We start from the raw sequence: 15,358 nt of genomic DNA, 5'->3' as shown, positions 1-15,358 counted from the left end.
CCGACTGCGCTTTCCCTTGCCAATCGGTCAGGCTAGAACGGTGACATGTCATGGAACGTGCCCAATATCCTCACCGTGCTCCGGCTGCTCGCTGCGCCGGGCATCGCGGTCATGTTCCTTTACTTCAACCGCCCCTATGCCGACTGGTTCGCGCTGATCCTGTTCATCAGCGCGGCGCTCACCGACTGGGTCGATGGCCATCTCGCACGGAGCTGGAAGCAGGTGACCAAGATCGGCACCATGCTCGATCCCATTGCCGACAAGGCGATGGTGGTGATCGCGCTGATGGTGATCGTGGGCTATTCGTCGATGTCGCCCTGGCTGGTGCTGCCTGCCACGGTGATCCTGTTCCGCGAGGTCTTCGTCTCGGGGCTGCGCGAGTATCTCGGCGACAGGGCGGGTACGCTCAAGGTCACGCAACTGGCCAAGTGGAAGACCACGGCGCAAATGATCGCCATCGCCGTGCTCTTTGCCCAAGGCGTGTTCGAGCATTATTTCGGCATGTCGATCTTTGGCATGGACGACGCGCTGGTGCGCGATATTCTCTCGGGCAAGACCGAGGATCTGCACGGGCTGTGGTGGAAGTATCGTGGAATGGTCTGGTCCGGGCATGCGGGGCTGTGGCTGTTGTGGCTCGCTGCCGGGCTTACCCTCGTCACCGGGGTGGACTACTTTTTCAAGTCGGTACCGCATCTGAAGGATAATCGCTGATGGATGTGCTCTATTTCGCATGGGTGCGCGAACGCATCGGCCACCCCAAGGACCGCGTGGAGACGCGCGCCGCCACGGTGCGCGACCTCGTCGAGGAACTGCGCGCGAGAGAGGAGCGCTATGCCGCGGCATTTGCCGATCTGTCGGCGCTGCGCGTGGCGGTGGATCAGGAGCTGAGCGACTTCGACGCACCGCTCGGCGATGCACGCGAGGTGGCATTTTTTCCACCGATGACAGGCGGATAGCGGGGGGCTGAGCCATGGACATCCGCGTGCAAAAAGAGCCGTTCGACCTCGGGGCCGAGGCGAATGCGTTTGCCGCGCGGCAGGCGGGCATGGGCGCGGTCGTCACCTTTACCGGGATCGTCCGCGACCTGGAGGGCGATCTCGACACAATGGAGATCGAGCATTACCCGGGCATGACCGAGAAGGCGTTGGCCGGGATTGCCGAGGAGGCTGCGCGCCGCTGGCAGATCGGCGACGCGTTGATCCTGCACCGTTATGGACGACTGAAGGCCGATGACCTCATCATGATGGTCGCCACCGCGTCGCGCCACCGCGCCGACGCCTTTCACGCCGCCGAATTCCTCATGGATTACCTCAAGTCCCGCGCGCCCTTCTGGAAGAAGGAGGTGACGGACGCGGGCGAAGGCTGGGTCGCCGCCCGCGACGAGGACGAGGACGCGCTCAGCCGCTGGTGACCCCCTTGCCATTGCCACTGCCCACGGGCAGTGTCGCCCGCGTTCCGGCAGCATAAAGAGGGAGAGCGGCATGACCGACAACAGGCGCACGGGCGGGCAGCTTCTGGTGGAGTGCCTTGTCGCGCTCGGCGCGCGGCACAGTTTCGGCGTGCCGGGCGAGAGCTATCTCGCGGTGCTTGACGCGCTGCACGATACGGTCGGGCGGCTCGATTTCACCCTCTGCCGGCAGGAGGGTGGCGCGTCCTTCATGGCCGCCGCCTATGGCAAGCTCACCGGGCGGCCCGGAATCGCATGGGTCACACGCGGACCGGGGGCCACCAACGCCTCGATCGGCGTGCACACGGCGATGCAGGACAGCGTACCGATGATCCTGTTCGTCGGGCAGGTCGGCACGGGGATGAAGGGGCGCGAGGCGTTCCAGGAGCTGGATTACCGCGCGGTGTTCGGGACGATGGCGAAATGGGCGGTCGAGATCGACGACGTGGACCGCATCCCCGAGATCGTGGCACGGGCGTGGAAGACCGCCCTCGTGGGCCGTCCCGGCCCTGTGGTGGTGGCGCTGCCCGAGGATATGCTCACCTCCCACACCGCCGCCGTGCCGCTGACCGGGCCGGGCCATTTCCCCGAGCCATGCCCACCCTCGCAGGCGGTGGCACAGGCGCGCGAGATGCTGGCCGGGGCCAAGCGCCCGGTGATCCTCTATGGCGGCTGCAACTGGACGGATCAGGGCCGCGCGGCGCTGCAATCGTTCGCCGAGGGCTCGGATATCCCGGTGGTGTCGGTGTTCCGTTACCAGGACCAATTCGACAACCATTCGCCGGTGTTCTGCGGCGAGGCCGGGGTGGGCATGGTGCCGCATGTGCGCGCGCTCCTGACCGGGGCGGACGTGATCCTCGCGGTGAATGCCCGCTTTGGCGAGAACTCCACCGATGGCTATACCGTGCTTGACGTGCCGCAGCCTGCGCAGCAACTCATCCATGTGCATGGCTCCGACCTCGAACTGGGCAAGGTCTATCAGCCCACGCTGGGGATACAGGCCGGGCCCAACGCCTTTGCCACCGCGCTGGCCGACGCCGGACCGGTGCGCGGCGCATGGAGCGAGTGGCGCTCGCAGGCGCGCGCGGCGTGGGAAACGGCGTTCGACCTGCCCGCCCTGCCCTCGCCGGTGGATATGGGCCGCGTCACCGCGCATCTGCGCGAGGTGCTGCCCGAGGACGCGATCATCACCAATGGTGCTGGCAATTTCGCCATATGGTCGGGCCGGTTCCTGAAATACGGCCCCCGCATGCGCCTGCTGGGGCCGCAATCGGGGGCGATGGGATACGGCATCCCCGCCGCCATCGCCGCGCGGGTTGCCCACCCCGACCGCCGCGTGGTCTGTTTCGCTGGTGACGGCGATTTCCAGATGACGTGCCAGGAGCTTGCCACCGCCGCGCAGGCGGGCGCGCAGCCGGTGATCCTGGTGCTTGATAATGGCACCTACGGGACCATCCGCGCCCACCAGGAGCGCAACTACCCGGGCCGCGTATCGGGCACCGACATGGTCAATCCCGATTTCGCGGCGCTCGCCCGCGCCTATGGCTTTCACGGCGAACGGGTTGAGACGACCGAGGATTTCGCCCCTGCCTTTGCCCGCGCCTGCGCTTCGCCCACCGGCGCGGTGCTGTCGCTCGCGATCTCGCCCGAGGCGTTGACGCCGCGCATGACGCTGAGCCAGATGCGCGCGGCGGGGCTCAAGGCGCAGGCGGGCGAATGATGCCCGTGCCGCCGCACAGGGCATGTGCGACCGCGTGACGTTGCCAGGCGGGCAGTTTTGCCCCACGTATCCGGGTAACCGAGACAAAACGAAAGGATGCGATATGGCTGATCCGAAACTGTTGACCTTGTCGGGATCGCTGCGCAAAGGATCCTATAACCGGATGCTTCTGGCGCTGGCCGCAGAGGCCTTCGGCCCGGCAACGGTGACCGAGGGCGACCTCGACCTGCCGCTCTATAATGGCGATCTTGAAGAGGCCGAGGGCGTGCCGGAGAAGGTGCAGCACCTCGTTCAGCAGATCAAGGATGCGGATGCGATCGTGGTTGGCGCACCGGAATACAACAAGGGGATCACCGGGGTGCTGAAGAACGCGCTCGACTGGGTCAGCCGGGTGCCTGGATGGCCGCTCAAGGACAAGCCCACGGTGGTCGTTTCGGCCTCTGCGGGGCGCACGGGCGGCGAGACGGCGCAATTCATGACGCTCTCGTGCCTCACCCAGCATCAGGCGCGGCTCATCCCCGGCACCGCCGTGCTCATCGCAGGGGCGATGAACGCCTTTGACGAGGATGGGCGGCTCAAGGACGAAACCTCGCAAAAGCTACTGACCAAACGGATGGAAAAGCTGCGCGCCGAGGTGGTGTAACGCGTCGGCGCGACCCGGCACCGCCGCCCACGTCTTATGGCCGGAACGCAAACGGGCCGCCCCACGTTGGGGCGGCCCGTCCTTTTGGTCTTAATGCCGATCAGGCGTCGAGCCAGACTTTCTCGTAATGCATCTCGCGGAACTGGTGGGCGTTCACGTTCTTGACGCGGTCGGTATGGTGCAGCGCCTGGTTGCGCCAGAACGGCTGAATGATGACGCCGTTATCCTGCAGGATGGCCTGAAGCTTGGCGGAATACTCGCGCCGGGCGTCGGCATCGAACACGCCGAGCGCCTCCTCGAGCAGCGCATCGAATTCCGGGTCAGAGTGGCCACTCTCGTTCCACGCCTCGCCGGAGCGATAGGCCAGCGCCAGCACCTGCACACCCAAGGGGCGCGGGCCCCAGTTGGTGGTCGAGAACGGGTATTTCGTCCAGTCGTTCCAGAAGGTGTTGCCCGGCATCACCGTGCGCTTGACGTTGAAACCCGCCTGCCGCAGCTGCGCGCCGATGGCGTCGGTCGTGGTGGTCCGCCAATCGCCGTCGATCGAGATGATGTCGATCTCGGTCTCGCCATGCCCGGCTGCCTTGGCCATCTCGATGGCCTTCTCCGGGTTGGGCGCGATCTTGGGTAGCTCGGCATATTCCGGGTGGAAGGGGGCGACGTGGTGGTTTTCCGCCGGGATGCCCTCGTTGTTGATCGAGATGGCAAGCAGCACCTCGTTGTCGCAGGCCAGCTGGATCGCATTGCGCAAGTCCTTGCTGTCATAGGGCGGCGTGTCCATGCGCATCCGCGCCACGATGGTGTTGGCTGTGGGCTTGGATTGCTTGACGAGGCCCAGCGCATCGTAGGATTCGATGAAATCGGCGGTGGATTCGTCGTTGATGTCGATCTCGCCGCCGTCGAAGGCCGCCACGATGGAGGCGTTGTCTGTGCCGAAGTCAATGAAGCGGATACCGTCGAGATAGACATCGCCGCCCCACCACTTGCCGTCCTCGCGGCGCTTGACCTCGGCCATGGTACCGATCTCGATGGAGACGAGCTCGAACGGGCCGGTGCCGATGGGGGCCTTGGCAAGGTCGCTGTCGTCGCCATGGCTGCGATGCACGCAGAGCGCAGGGTAGTCAGACATGCCGGCAATCAGCGTGATGTCGGGGCGCGGCAGGTTGAGCTGCACGGTGAAATCGTCCACCTTCACGATCGCGCCGTCGCGGGCCTTGTTGGTGTCGGGGTCGATCAGCGTGGCCATGCGCGCGGCCATCGAATTGCCCTCGACCCCCTTGTCGCACCAGCGGGTCAGGTTGTGGATCACGTCATCGGCGTTGAACTGGTCGCCATTGTTCCACACCGCGTTGCGCCGCACCTTGAGCGTGTAGGTTTGGGCGTCGTCGCTGACCTCCCAGCCTTCGAGCAGCATCGGCTGGAAGCTGTAATCGGGGGCCCAGCGCACCATCGGCTCGCAGAACTGGCGGCTGATATTGCCTGGCTCGGTCCAGGCAAACTTGCGCGGATCGGCGATTTCGAGCACGCGGGACGCAACGCGAAGCACACCGCCCTTCTTGCCTTCCTGCGCCTGCGCGGGCGTGGGGGCGGCAAGGCCGAGCAAGCCGTAAGCCGCCGCCGAGGACGCCCCGAATGTCGAGGCGAGCGCGATGAACTCGCGACGTTCCATCCTGCCGGCGCGCGTCTCCTCGGCCAGCTTTCGCACGACGGGGCGCACGTTTTCCTGTGGTTTTGAGTGGGTCATTTCTTTCCTCCGTGTTGGCCTCTGGCCAGATCGACCGGTGTCGTTTTCAGACAGGTCCTGTCATAGTGTTAGCAGGGTTCGGCCCCTGCACCAGTGATTTTCTCGGCGCGGCGCGATGTCGTTTTTTGACCTTTTCGCATCCGTCCCGCCGTGCAGCCTAGCGCGATTCCCCGGCCCGGATCGCCTGTTTGCGACAAATACCCGTCAATTCGGCTTGAGACGGATGCCGCGCGCGGCTAGATCAACGGCAAAGGAGCCCTGCCCATGAGCGTCAACACCTTCGGTCATCTCTTTCGCTTCACCACATGGGGCGAGAGTCACGGCCCCGCGCTCGGGGCCACGGTGGACGGCTGCCCACCGGGCGTGGCGCTCGACGAGAGCAAGTTGCAACGCTGGCTCGACAAGCGCCGCCCGGGGCAGAACAAGAACACCACCCAGCGCCAGGAGGCCGACGCGGTGCGCATCCTGTCAGGCGTCTACGAGGGGCAGACCACCGGCACGCCCATTCAGCTCATGATCGAGAACACCGATCAGCGCTCGCGCGATTACGGCGAGATCGCGAAGACATTCCGCCCGGGCCATGCCGATATCACCTATCACCTGAAATACGGGATACGCGATCCGCGCGGCGGCGGGCGGTCCTCGGCGCGCGAGACGGCGGCGCGGGTGGCAGCCGGCGGCGTGGCGCGCGCGGCGCTGGCCATGCTGGTACCGGACCTTCAAATCAAGGGCTACATGGTGGCGATGGGCGAGATGGAGCTCGACCGCAGCCGCTTTGACCGCGACGCCATCGACGGCAACGATTTCTGGCTGCCGGATGCCGGGGCCGCGCCCGAATGGGAGGCCTACCTGCAAGACCTGCGCAAGCACCACGATTCGGTCGGTGCCGTGATCGAGGTGGCAGCGTCCGGCGTGCCCGCCGGTCTCGGCGCGCCGGTCTATGCCAAGCTCGACACCGACCTCGCCTCCGCGATGATGTCGATCAACGCCGTCAAGGGCGTCGAGATCGGCGAGGGCATGGCGGCAGCAAGGCTGCGCGGTTCGCAGAACGCTGACGAGATTTTCATGGGCGAGACCGGCCCAGAATTCGCCTCGAACCACGCGGGCGGCATCCTCGGCGGCATCTCGACGGGGCAGGACGTGGTGGTGCGCTTCGCGGTGAAACCCACCTCTTCGATCCTCACGCCGCGCCGCTCGATCACCGTGCAGGGAGACCCCATCGAGGTGGTCACCAAGGGGCGGCACGATCCCTGCGTCGGCATCCGCGCGGTACCCGTGGGCGAGGCGATGATGGCCTGCGTGCTGCTCGATCACCTGCTCTTGCATCGCGGACAGGTGGGCGCGGGGCCACGCGGCACCATCGGCTGACGCCGTTTTCTTAAAAAGAAAACGGTCCGGAATTTTTCAAAAATCCGGGCGCTCAAACCCGGCGCTGCCGCGACAGTTGCACCGCCAAGATGCCTCCCATGATCACCGCCACGCCGATCAGGTCCTGCGCGCTCAGCGTCTCGCTCAGGATCAGCGCGGCGATGGCCACGCCGAGGAACGGATTGAGGAAATGGAAGGTCGCGGCCTTGGTCGCGCCGATGCGATTCACGAGCCAGAACCACACCAGCGTCGCCGCAAGGCCCGGCACCAGCGTGGTATAGGCAAAGGCCGCAACCAGCGTCCAGGACCAGTCGATCTCGACCGTCTCGACCACCGACGCCACGATACCGAGCGCGGCGCTGCCCACCAGCATCTGAAGGCCCACCACCATCAGGAAATTGCCCCCCGACGTCGCCCCGCGCACCGCCAGCGTGGCGAAGGTGAGCGCGATCACCCCCACGACGCACAGGCTCAGCCCGTAGAGATCGACACCGCCCTGAAGCCGGGCCCCCATGATGATCGTCACCCCGATCACGCCCGCGACAAGGCCAAGCTGCCCCACGAGGCCGATCCGCTCGCTAAAGATCAGCCACCCCGCCAGCCCCACAAGAAGCGGCATGGTCGACGCGATGATCGCGGCGAGGCCCGCCTCGATGGTCTGCATCGCCACGAAATTGAGGCCGAGATAGAGCGCGTTCTGGCAAATGCCGAAGACGATCGTCGCCCGCCATTGCCCACGCGTGAGCCGCCAGCTCTGCCCCAGCGCGAGGGCGATGAGCACGCCGAGAAGCCCCGAGATCAGGAACCGCAGGCTAAGCGCGGTGAGCGGTGGCGCCGCGGCCACGATGATTCGCGCCGAGGTAAAGGCCGAAGACCACATCACCGCAAAGGCCAGCCCCATGCCGAGCGCACGCAAATCCATCCGGCAGGCCCTCCCTTTCCCGCTCAGTCGCCCCAGGCGTAGTTAAAGCTCACGCTGATGCGGTCGTCCTCGGACATGTTCATGGGCACCTCGTGGCGCAGCCAGCATTTCCATATCGAAACAGGAATTACCACCCCCGGCGAAACTTGCACGCTAGGCGGCATTATGCCTCTACTGGTCGCGCCAATCTTTCTCTGAACCAATCGCAAAGGCCGTCGAAATCCAGCCTTCCGTCGGCAACAGCAACGACAAGATCGTCGATCGGCTCATCGTCGTCGATCGCCAGAACGTACCCGCTTCTTTCGATCAGGAGTTCCACAAGAAGCCAAGCCGTTCTCTTGTTCCCATCTATGAAACCGTGGTTTGCAACCATGCTCTCAAGCAAGGCTGCCGATTTTCTGTGGATCGGCAGATGATAGCCGGAATAGGGCCTGCTCAGGGCGGAGTCGATCAAGGCAACGCTGCTCACACCCGGGCGGCCACCGTAGGTCAACGCCTCGTCATGCGCGGTGATCGCATCGGCAAGTGTCACCCTGTAATGTCGCCTACCTATCGGCCAGCCGCTTCAGCGCGGACCTGCGCTTCTCCGAAGCTTCCTTGATTGTGGCGACAGTTTTTTCGGTTGCTCTCTGCTTGCCGGAGGACGTGCAAACTTCCACGAATTGCCCGGTCTTGGCATTTCGCGCGATGTAGCCGCCTTTCAGCGTGGACCTTGTCACTTTGGAAGCCATGCCTCTCTCCGATCAACTTCTGTGAATATGGAAGCGATCGCTTGAGTTGACAAGTGACATGACGAGGCCGTTCCGACTGACCGGACCACCGTGCATCCATGCACTTACTGCCACGAATAGTTGAAGCTCACGCTGATGCGGTCGTCCTCGGACATGTTCATGGGCACCTCGTGGCGCAGCCACGATTCCCACATGAGCACGTCACCCACCTCCGGGCGCAGGTAGACAAAGCCGCGCATGTCCTCGCGCGCGTCCTTGAGGCGCGGCGGGGCGGCCATCATCCGGGCCGATCGCGGGTCTTCGAGCTTGAGCGCCGAGGCCCCGCCGGGCATGGCGACATAGGTGGTGCCGGAAATCACCGAATGCGGGTGGATATGGCTGGAATGGGTGCCCCCCTCGGGCAGGATGTTGATCCAGATATCCTCCAGCTTCAGGCTACGCTCCCCGAGGTCGAATTCCAGATCACGGGCGAAGGCGGCCACATGTGCATCGAGCACCGTCACCAGGTCGGCGAAGATCGGGAACCGCCACGGCAGGTCGGTGAGCGAGGCATAGGAGGTGTAGCCGGGATAGCCCTCGCTCTCGCACCATGATTGCCCGGCCTCGTCATCCTCGGCAATGGAATAGCACGACGCCTCCATCTCCGCGGGGTCGATGGCGGGGCCATGCTCGACAAGGCGCGCATGGTAGAGGCGGGTCACGAAGAGGGAGCGAATATCGGCCATGCTCGCGTCTTACCGTAGTCAGGGCGACGCGCAAGGGTTTCTCAACGGTTTCGCGTCAGGCTAGGGCCATGTTCCGGGTAATGCGTCATATCCTGATTCGGCTGGTGGGGTTCGCGTGCCTGGCCCTCGCCCCCGCCGCTTCCCTGGCCGAGCTGGGCCTTGCCGGGCGCTTTGCCGACCGGGGGCCGATGTTCGGGTCCGGGAATGCGCCGCTCGTCGCGCGGCGCGCCGGGCCGGCGGCCCCACGCGGCAGCCTGTTCGCGGGCAGGGGCGCGGGCGCACTGATTGGCGGGCGACCGGGCCATGATCTCCTCGGCCGGTCGGCGACAAGCGGGCCGGGCGCGCCAATGCGCGCGCGGCTGCGTGACCTCATCGCACGGGCCGAGGCGGGACCGGCAGGCTATGACGCCTTGCAGGGCGGGGCGCACCGCCCGCCACCCCGCCGACCGACGCGGATGAGCCTGCGCGAAATCTTCGACTGGATCGACGCCACACCGGGGCAAAACCACGCCATCGGACGCTACCAGATCATCCCCGCCACTCTGCGGCGGATGGTTGCACGGGCCGGGCTCGACCCCGGCACGCGGTTCGACCCCGCCGTTCAGGATCGGCTGGCCGACCTGCTGCTTGCCGATGCCGGGCTCGACGCGGTGCGCCGGGGCGAGATCACACTCGACACATTCCTGCTCAACCTCGCGAAGGTCTGGGCCGGACTGCCCACCCCCTCGGGACGCAGCTACTATCACGGGGTGGCCGGGAACCGGGCCGTGCTCAGCTATGACAGCTACACAAATGCCGTCGACGAGATCCTCGGCGGATAGCCTCCGTGCGACGTTTGGCCCATGCGCGGCGCACGCCTGTCTTCTGAAACGAAAAACCCCGCGCGATCGCTTGCGCGGGGCCAATCCGTAGGGTGGGTATCAACCCACCGATCTTACCAGTCCTCGCGGACCACGACGCGGGTCTTGATCGGCAGCTTCATGGCGGCGAGACGCAGGGCCTCGACAGCCACGCCTTCGCTGACGCCGTCGATCTCGAACATCACGCGGCCGGGCTTGACCTTGCAGACCCAGCGATCAACCGAGCCCTTGCCTTTGCCCATGCGGACCTCGATCGGCTTGGCGGTCACCGGCACGTCCGGGAATATCCGGATCCAGACGCGGCCCTGACGTTTCATGTGGCGCGTCATGGCGCGGCGCGCGGCCTCGATCTGACGCGCGGTGACGCGCTCGGGTTCGGTGGCCTTGAGCCCGTAGGAGCCGAAGTTGAGATCCGAACCGCCCTTGGCATCGCCCTTGATGCGACCCTTGAACTGCTTGCGGAATTTCGTGCGCTTAGGTTGAAGCATCTGTCATTCCTCCTCAGCGACGGCCGCCGGCGCCACGTGGGGCGGGGCCATCCTGCAGTTCCTGGGCCTTGCGATCGCGGGCACTCGGGTCGTGCTCCATGATCTCACCCTTGAATATCCAAACCTTGATGCCGATGATTCCGTACGGCGTCGTGGCCTCGACATTGGCGTAGTCGATATCGGCGCGCAGCGTGTGCAGCGGCACCCGCCCCTCGCGATACCATTCGGTCCGCGCGATCTCGGCACCGCCGAGACGGCCAGCGACGTTCACCCGGATGCCGAGCGCGCCCATGCGCATCGCGTTCTGTACCGCGCGCTTCATCGCACGGCGGAACGATACCCGGCGCTCGAGCTGCTGGGCGATGCTGTCACCGACGAGCGCGGCGTCAAGCTCGGGCTTGCGCACCTCGACGATGTTGAGGTGCAGCTCGCTCGCGGTCATCTTCGCCAGCTTGCGGCGCAGCGTCTCGATATCCGCGCCCTTCTTGCCGATGATGACGCCGGGACGCGCGGTGTGGATCGTCACGCGGCACTTCTTGTGCGGGCGCTCGATGATGACGCGGCTGACGCCCGCCTGCTTGCATTCCTGCTTGATGAACTCGCGGATTTTCAGATCCTCGAGCAGCAGATCACCATAGTCCTTGGTGTCGGCATACCAGCGGCTGTCCCAGGTGCGGTTGACCTGCAGGCGCATACCGATCGGATTGACTTTGTTACCCATCAGGCTTGCTCCTCGATTTCACGCACCTTGATCGTCAGTTCCGAGAACGGCTTGCGCAGCGCGCCAAACCGGCCGCGCGCCCGCGGACGCCCGCGCTTGAGCACGAGGTTCTTGCCGACCCAGGCTTCGGCGACGATCAGCTCGTCCACGTCCAGCCCATGATTGTTCTCGGCATTGGCGATCGCCGATTGCAGGCATTTGCGCACGTCCTGCGCAATCCGCTTGTTGGAAAAGGTGAGGTCGGTCAGCGCCTTCTCGACTTTCTTGCCGCGGATCATCGCCGCGACGAGGTTGAGCTTCTGCGGGCTGGTGCGCAGCATCCGCAGCTTGGCCATTGCCTCGTTATCCGCCACGCGGCGGGGATTTTTATCCTTGCCCATGGCTTATTTCCTCTTCGCTTTCTTGTCCGCCGCGTGCCCGTAATAGGTGCGGGTCGGCGAGTATTCACCGAATTTCTGACCGATCATGTCCTCGCTGACGTTCACCGGCACGTGCTTGTGCCCGTTATAGACGCCAAAGGTGAGGCCCACGAATTGCGGCAGGATGGTCGAGCGGCGCGACCAGATCTTGATGACTTCGTTGCGCCCCGATTCGCGTGCTGCCTCGGCCTTTTTCAGGACGTAGGCATCGACGAAGGGGCCTTTCCATACAGAGCGGCTCATGTGTTAACGGCCCTTCTTCTTGGCATGACGCGAGCGCAGGATGAGCTTTTGCGACGCCTTGTTCTTGTTGCGGGTGCGCATCCCCTTGGTGGGCTTGCCCCAGGGTGTGACCGGGTGGCGGCCGCCCGAGGTGCGGCCTTCGCCGCCGCCGTGGGGGTGGTCGATCGGGTTCATGACGACGCCACGCACCGAGGGACGCTTGCCATAGTGGCGCATCCGGCCCGCCTTGCCGTAGTTCTGGTTCGAGTTGTCGGGGTTCGACACGGCCCCTACAGTGGCCATGCACTCCTGCCGCACGAGACGCAGCTCGCCCGAGCTGAGCCGGATCTGCGCATAACCGCCATCGCGGCCCACGAATTGCGCGTAGGTGCCCGCGGCACGTGCGATCTGACCGCCCTTGCCGGGCTTGAGCTCGATGTTGTGGACGATCGTGCCGATCGGCATGCCCGAGAACGGCATCGCGTTGCCGGGCTTGATGTCGGCCTTGGCCGAGGCCACGACGCTATCGCCAACGGCGAGGCGCTGCGGCGCGAGGATATAGGCCTGCTCGCCATCTTCATACTTGATCAGCGCGATGAAGGCGGTCCGGTTCGGATCGTATTCGATCCGCTCGACGGTCGCCGCCACATCGAACTTGGTGCGCTTGAAATCGACGATCCGGTAGAGGCGTTTCGCCCCGCCCCCGCGACGACGCGAGGTAATCCGCCCGGTGTTGTTGCGGCCACCCGACTTCGTCAGACCCTCGGTGAGGGATTTGACGGGACGGCCCTTGAACAGCTCCGAACGGTCGATCAGCACCAGCCCGCGCTGGCCCGGCGTCGTCGGCTTGTACGACTTGAGTGCCATGCTTTCTGTCTTCCGTTTGCAAACGCGCGCCCGAAGGCCCGCTATGTAGGGTGGGGGTTCAACCCACCATGGTTGTAGGCCCCCGAAGGTGCCCGGCTTGTGGGATGACGGGTGCTTGCCCCTTCATCTCCTGAAAAACACGCAGCCCCGGACAAAGCCGGGGCGGCGCGGATGAGGCCTCTTATTAGAGACCCGTTGTCACGTCAATGGTGCTGCCCTCTTCGAGCGTCACATAGGCTTTCTTGACGTCCTTGCGGGTGCCCTTGACCCCGCGGAAACGCTTTTCCTTGCCCTTGGTGATGGTGGTGTTCACCGCCTTCACCTTGACGCCAAAGAGCGCCTCGACGGCCTCCTTGATCTGGGGCTTGTTGGCATCGACGGCCACCTCGAAGACGACCGCGCCGCTCTCGGACGCCATCGTCGCCTTCTCGGTGATGACCGGCTTGCGGATCACGTCGTAATGTTCTGCCTTGGCACTCATTTCAGTCGAGCCTCCAGTGCTTCGACACCCGCCTTGGTGATCACCAGGGTGTCACGCTTGAGGATGTCATAGACATTCGCACCCATGCTGGGCAGCACATCGAGACCCTCGATATTGGCCGCCGCGCGGGCGAATTCGGCGTTGACCTGCGCGCCGTCGATGACCAGTGCACGCTTCCAGCCCAGATCCTTGACCTGCTTTGCAAGCGTCTTTGTCTTGCCGTCGCTGGCCGCATCCTCGATCACCACGAGCTCGCCGGCCTGCGCCTTGGCGCTGAGGGCGTGCTTGAGGCCAAGCTGGCGCACCTTCTTGGGCAGATCATGCGCGTGGCTGCGCGGGGTCGGGCCCTTGTAGATACCACCCTTGCGGAAGATCGGCGCGTTGCGGTCACCGTGGCGGGCACCGCCGGTGCCCTTCTGGCGATAGATCTTCTTGGTGGAATAGCTGGTTTCCGACCGGGTCTTGACCTTGTGGGTCCCGGCCTGCGCCTTGTTACGCTGCCAGCGGACAACACGGTGCAGGATATCGGCGCGGGGGTCCAGGCCGAAGACGTCTTCGCCCAGATCGACCGACCCGGCCTTGCCGCCGTCCAGTTTGATCACGTCGAGTTTCATTCCTCGCTGTCCTTCTTCTCGGCCTCGATTTCGGCCTCGGCTTCCTTGAGCGCGGCCTCCTCGGCGGCGGCCTGCTCCTCGGCGAGACGCTTGGCTTCGGCTTCTTCCTCGGCCGCGGCAGCGGCGGCGGCTTCTTCCGCGGCGCGTGCCGCCTCTTCCGCCGCCGATCTCAGCGCGGCGGGGAGGATGGCATTCTCGGGAAACGGCTTCTTCACCGCGTCCTTGATCGTCACCCAGCCACCTTTCGATCCCGGGACGGCGCCCTTGATCATGATGAGGCCACGATCCGCGTCGGTCTTAACCACCTGCAGGTTCTGCGTGGTGACGCGGACGGCACCCATGTGGCCGGCCATCTTCTTGCCCTTGAACACCTTGCCGGGGTCCTGGCACTGGCCGGTAGAGCCGTGCGAGCGGTGGCTGATCGAGACACCGTGGCTGGCGCGCAGGCCGCCGAAATTGTGCCGCTTCATCGCCCCGGCAAAGCCCTTGCCGATGGAGGTGCCAGACACGTCGACGAATTGCCCCTCGAAGTAATGGTCGGCGGTGATTTCCTCACCGACGGCGATCAGGTTCTCGGGCGCCACGCGGAATTCCGCGACGCGCCGCTTGGGCTCGACCTTGGCGGCGGCGAAATGGCCGCGCATGGCCTGGCTCGTGCGCTTGGCCTTTGCCGTGCCGGCGCCGAGCTGCACGGCCGAATATCCGTGTTGCTCAGGGGTGCGCTGCGCCACCACCTGAAGCTTGTCGAGTTGAAGAACGGTCACAGGAACCTGCTTGCCGTCTTCCATGAACAGCCGGGTCATCCCGACCTTCTTCGCGATCACACCAGAGCGCAACATCACCTTGCCCTCCTCAAACCGAAATCTGCACGTCCACGCCCGCGGCGAGGTCGAGCTTCATCAGCGCGTCCACGGTCTGCGGGGTGGGATCGACGATGTCGAGAAGCCGCTTGTGGGTGCGGATCTCGAACTGGTCGCGGGATTTCTTGTTCACGTGGGGGCCACGAAGAACGGTGTATTTCTCGATCTTGTTCGGCAAGGGGATCGGCCCGCGCACCTGCGCGCCGGTCCGCTTGGCGGTGTTGACGATTTCCTGCGTGCTGGCATCCAGAACGCGGTAATCGAACGCCTTGAGCCGAATGCGAATGTTTTGGCCTTGCATTGGTCTAGCCTTTCGCGGCTTTGGAGTTGATAGGAAGAAGGCCGGCCCACCCGGCCTCCCTCGTCGAACCCTGGGGTAGATTATTCGATGATCTTGCTGACGACGCCGGCGCCGACGGTGCGGCCGCCTTCGCGGATGGCGAAGCGCAGGCCGTCTTCCATGGCGATGGGGGCGATCAGCTCGACAGCGAATTTCAGGTTGTCACCGGGCATCACCATTTCCGTG

The 15,358-nt window shown here is 65.0% G+C and carries 22 protein-coding genes and 1 pseudogene; 7 read left to right on the top strand and 16 right to left on the bottom strand.

The features are described from left to right. The first annotated feature begins 45 nt into the window (after nucleotides 1–45). The 5 genes from pgsA to AC13D8_RS01495 all read left to right on the top strand — a co-directional run bounded on the left by pgsA (nucleotide 46) and on the right by AC13D8_RS01495 (nucleotide 3,810). Nucleotides 46–711 carry a CDP-diacylglycerol--glycerol-3-phosphate 3-phosphatidyltransferase gene (gene pgsA / locus AC13D8_RS01515; RefSeq protein ID WP_482967321.1) on the top strand — a complete coding sequence of 222 codons (666 nt, stop codon included), beginning with the start codon at nucleotides 46–48 and terminating at the stop codon, nucleotides 709–711. After that, complete coding sequence (gene moaD / locus AC13D8_RS01510; protein WP_104018670.1) at nucleotides 711–956, top strand: molybdopterin converting factor subunit 1; 246 nt, start codon at nucleotides 711–713, stop codon at nucleotides 954–956. Before pgsA ends, moaD begins: the two co-directional genes overlap by 1 nt. 14 nt (nucleotides 957–970) lie before the next feature. Then, a complete protein-coding gene (locus tag AC13D8_RS01505) occupies nucleotides 971–1,411 on the top strand; it encodes a molybdenum cofactor biosynthesis protein MoaE (protein ID WP_482967320.1) in 441 nt (146 codons plus the stop codon). 70 nt (nucleotides 1,412–1,481) lie between these two features. Next, on the top strand, nucleotides 1,482–3,167 hold the full coding sequence (locus AC13D8_RS01500; protein WP_482967319.1) for a thiamine pyrophosphate-binding protein: 1,686 nt from the start codon (nucleotides 1,482–1,484) through the stop codon (nucleotides 3,165–3,167). 103 nt (nucleotides 3,168–3,270) lie between these two features. Beyond that, nucleotides 3,271–3,810 carry an NADPH-dependent FMN reductase gene (locus AC13D8_RS01495; RefSeq protein ID WP_482967318.1) on the top strand — a complete coding sequence of 180 codons (540 nt, stop codon included), beginning with the start codon at nucleotides 3,271–3,273 and terminating at the stop codon, nucleotides 3,808–3,810. A gap of 100 nt (nucleotides 3,811–3,910) precedes the next feature. On the opposite strand, the gene AC13D8_RS01490 is transcribed toward AC13D8_RS01495, so the two are convergent. Continuing rightward, entirely contained in the window at nucleotides 3,911–5,554 is a 1,644-nt protein-coding gene (locus AC13D8_RS01490; RefSeq protein ID WP_482967317.1) for an ABC transporter substrate-binding protein, read from the bottom strand. 264 nt (nucleotides 5,555–5,818) lie between these two features. On the opposite strand from AC13D8_RS01490, the gene aroC reads away from it, so the two are divergent. After that, a complete protein-coding gene (gene aroC / locus AC13D8_RS01485; protein ID WP_482967316.1) occupies nucleotides 5,819–6,922 on the top strand; it encodes a chorismate synthase in 1,104 nt (367 codons plus the stop codon). 52 nt (nucleotides 6,923–6,974) lie between these two features. On the opposite strand, the gene AC13D8_RS01480 is transcribed toward aroC, so the two are convergent. From AC13D8_RS01480 to AC13D8_RS01460, 5 genes and pseudogenes are all read right to left on the bottom strand, one after another. Next, entirely contained in the window at nucleotides 6,975–7,844 is an 870-nt protein-coding gene (locus AC13D8_RS01480; RefSeq protein WP_482967315.1) for a DMT family transporter, read from the bottom strand. Nucleotides 7,845–7,867: 23 nt separating this feature from the next. After that, nucleotides 7,868–7,957 (bottom strand): annotated as a pseudogene (locus AC13D8_RS01475) (putative 2OG-Fe(II) oxygenase); the annotation flags it as partial. Between the two features lie 50 nt (nucleotides 7,958–8,007). Further along, entirely contained in the window at nucleotides 8,008–8,376 is a 369-nt protein-coding gene (locus AC13D8_RS01470; RefSeq protein WP_446248785.1) for a type II toxin-antitoxin system death-on-curing family toxin, read from the bottom strand. Between the two features lie 13 nt (nucleotides 8,377–8,389). Further along, entirely contained in the window at nucleotides 8,390–8,575 is a 186-nt protein-coding gene (locus AC13D8_RS01465) for a hypothetical protein (protein ID WP_129432808.1), read from the bottom strand. A gap of 104 nt (nucleotides 8,576–8,679) precedes the next feature. Further along, the gene (locus tag AC13D8_RS01460; protein ID WP_482967314.1) at nucleotides 8,680–9,300 is read right to left on the bottom strand and encodes a 2OG-Fe(II) oxygenase family protein; all 621 of its coding nucleotides are present in this window, start codon (nucleotides 9,298–9,300) and stop codon (nucleotides 8,680–8,682) included. Between the two features lie 68 nt (nucleotides 9,301–9,368). Here AC13D8_RS01460 and AC13D8_RS01455 point away from each other — a divergent pair, with 68 nt between their 5' ends. Beyond that, nucleotides 9,369–10,121: a lysozyme family protein gene (locus tag AC13D8_RS01455; RefSeq protein WP_482967313.1), complete on the top strand. Its 753-nt coding sequence runs from the start codon at nucleotides 9,369–9,371 to the stop codon at nucleotides 10,119–10,121. Nucleotides 10,122–10,234: 113 nt separating this feature from the next. On the opposite strand, the gene rplP is transcribed toward AC13D8_RS01455, so the two are convergent. From rplP to AC13D8_RS01405, 10 genes are all read right to left on the bottom strand, one after another. Further along, nucleotides 10,235–10,648 carry a 50S ribosomal protein L16 gene (gene rplP / locus AC13D8_RS01450; RefSeq protein WP_129432810.1) on the bottom strand — a complete coding sequence of 138 codons (414 nt, stop codon included), beginning with the start codon at nucleotides 10,646–10,648 and terminating at the stop codon, nucleotides 10,235–10,237. 13 nt (nucleotides 10,649–10,661) lie between these two features. Further along, on the bottom strand, nucleotides 10,662–11,369 hold the full coding sequence (gene rpsC / locus AC13D8_RS01445; RefSeq protein ID WP_104018661.1) for a 30S ribosomal protein S3: 708 nt from the start codon (nucleotides 11,367–11,369) through the stop codon (nucleotides 10,662–10,664). Then, nucleotides 11,369–11,749 carry a 50S ribosomal protein L22 gene (gene rplV / locus AC13D8_RS01440; RefSeq protein WP_104018660.1) on the bottom strand — a complete coding sequence of 127 codons (381 nt, stop codon included), beginning with the start codon at nucleotides 11,747–11,749 and terminating at the stop codon, nucleotides 11,369–11,371. Before rplV ends, rpsC begins: the two co-directional genes overlap by 1 nt. A 3-nt stretch (nucleotides 11,750–11,752) precedes the next feature. Beyond that, on the bottom strand, nucleotides 11,753–12,031 hold the full coding sequence (gene rpsS, locus AC13D8_RS01435) for a 30S ribosomal protein S19 (protein ID WP_104018659.1): 279 nt from the start codon (nucleotides 12,029–12,031) through the stop codon (nucleotides 11,753–11,755). 3 nt (nucleotides 12,032–12,034) lie between these two features. After that, entirely contained in the window at nucleotides 12,035–12,877 is an 843-nt protein-coding gene (gene rplB / locus AC13D8_RS01430) for a 50S ribosomal protein L2 (RefSeq protein WP_104018658.1), read from the bottom strand. 184 nt (nucleotides 12,878–13,061) lie between these two features. Then, nucleotides 13,062–13,358: a 50S ribosomal protein L23 gene (locus AC13D8_RS01425; protein WP_104018657.1), complete on the bottom strand. Its 297-nt coding sequence runs from the start codon at nucleotides 13,356–13,358 to the stop codon at nucleotides 13,062–13,064. After that, a complete protein-coding gene (gene rplD, locus AC13D8_RS01420) occupies nucleotides 13,355–13,972 on the bottom strand; it encodes a 50S ribosomal protein L4 (protein ID WP_104018656.1) in 618 nt (205 codons plus the stop codon). Before rplD ends, AC13D8_RS01425 begins: the two co-directional genes overlap by 4 nt. Then, nucleotides 13,969–14,811: a 50S ribosomal protein L3 gene (gene rplC, locus AC13D8_RS01415; RefSeq protein ID WP_104018655.1), complete on the bottom strand. Its 843-nt coding sequence runs from the start codon at nucleotides 14,809–14,811 to the stop codon at nucleotides 13,969–13,971. The genes rplD and rplC overlap by 4 nt, the downstream gene beginning before the upstream one ends. A 13-nt stretch (nucleotides 14,812–14,824) precedes the next feature. Beyond that, on the bottom strand, nucleotides 14,825–15,133 hold the full coding sequence (gene rpsJ, locus AC13D8_RS01410; RefSeq protein WP_104018654.1) for a 30S ribosomal protein S10: 309 nt from the start codon (nucleotides 15,131–15,133) through the stop codon (nucleotides 14,825–14,827). A gap of 80 nt (nucleotides 15,134–15,213) precedes the next feature. Beyond that, on the bottom strand, nucleotides 15,214–15,358 hold a 145-nt coding region (locus AC13D8_RS01405; protein WP_482967379.1), incomplete at its 5' end, for an EF-Tu C-terminal domain-related protein.

The sequence above is a fragment of the Roseovarius sp. B-10 genome (assembly GCF_056859295.1).
Note: the sequence above shows the minus strand (reverse complement) of the source record. Positions and strands in the feature narration are given on the sequence as shown.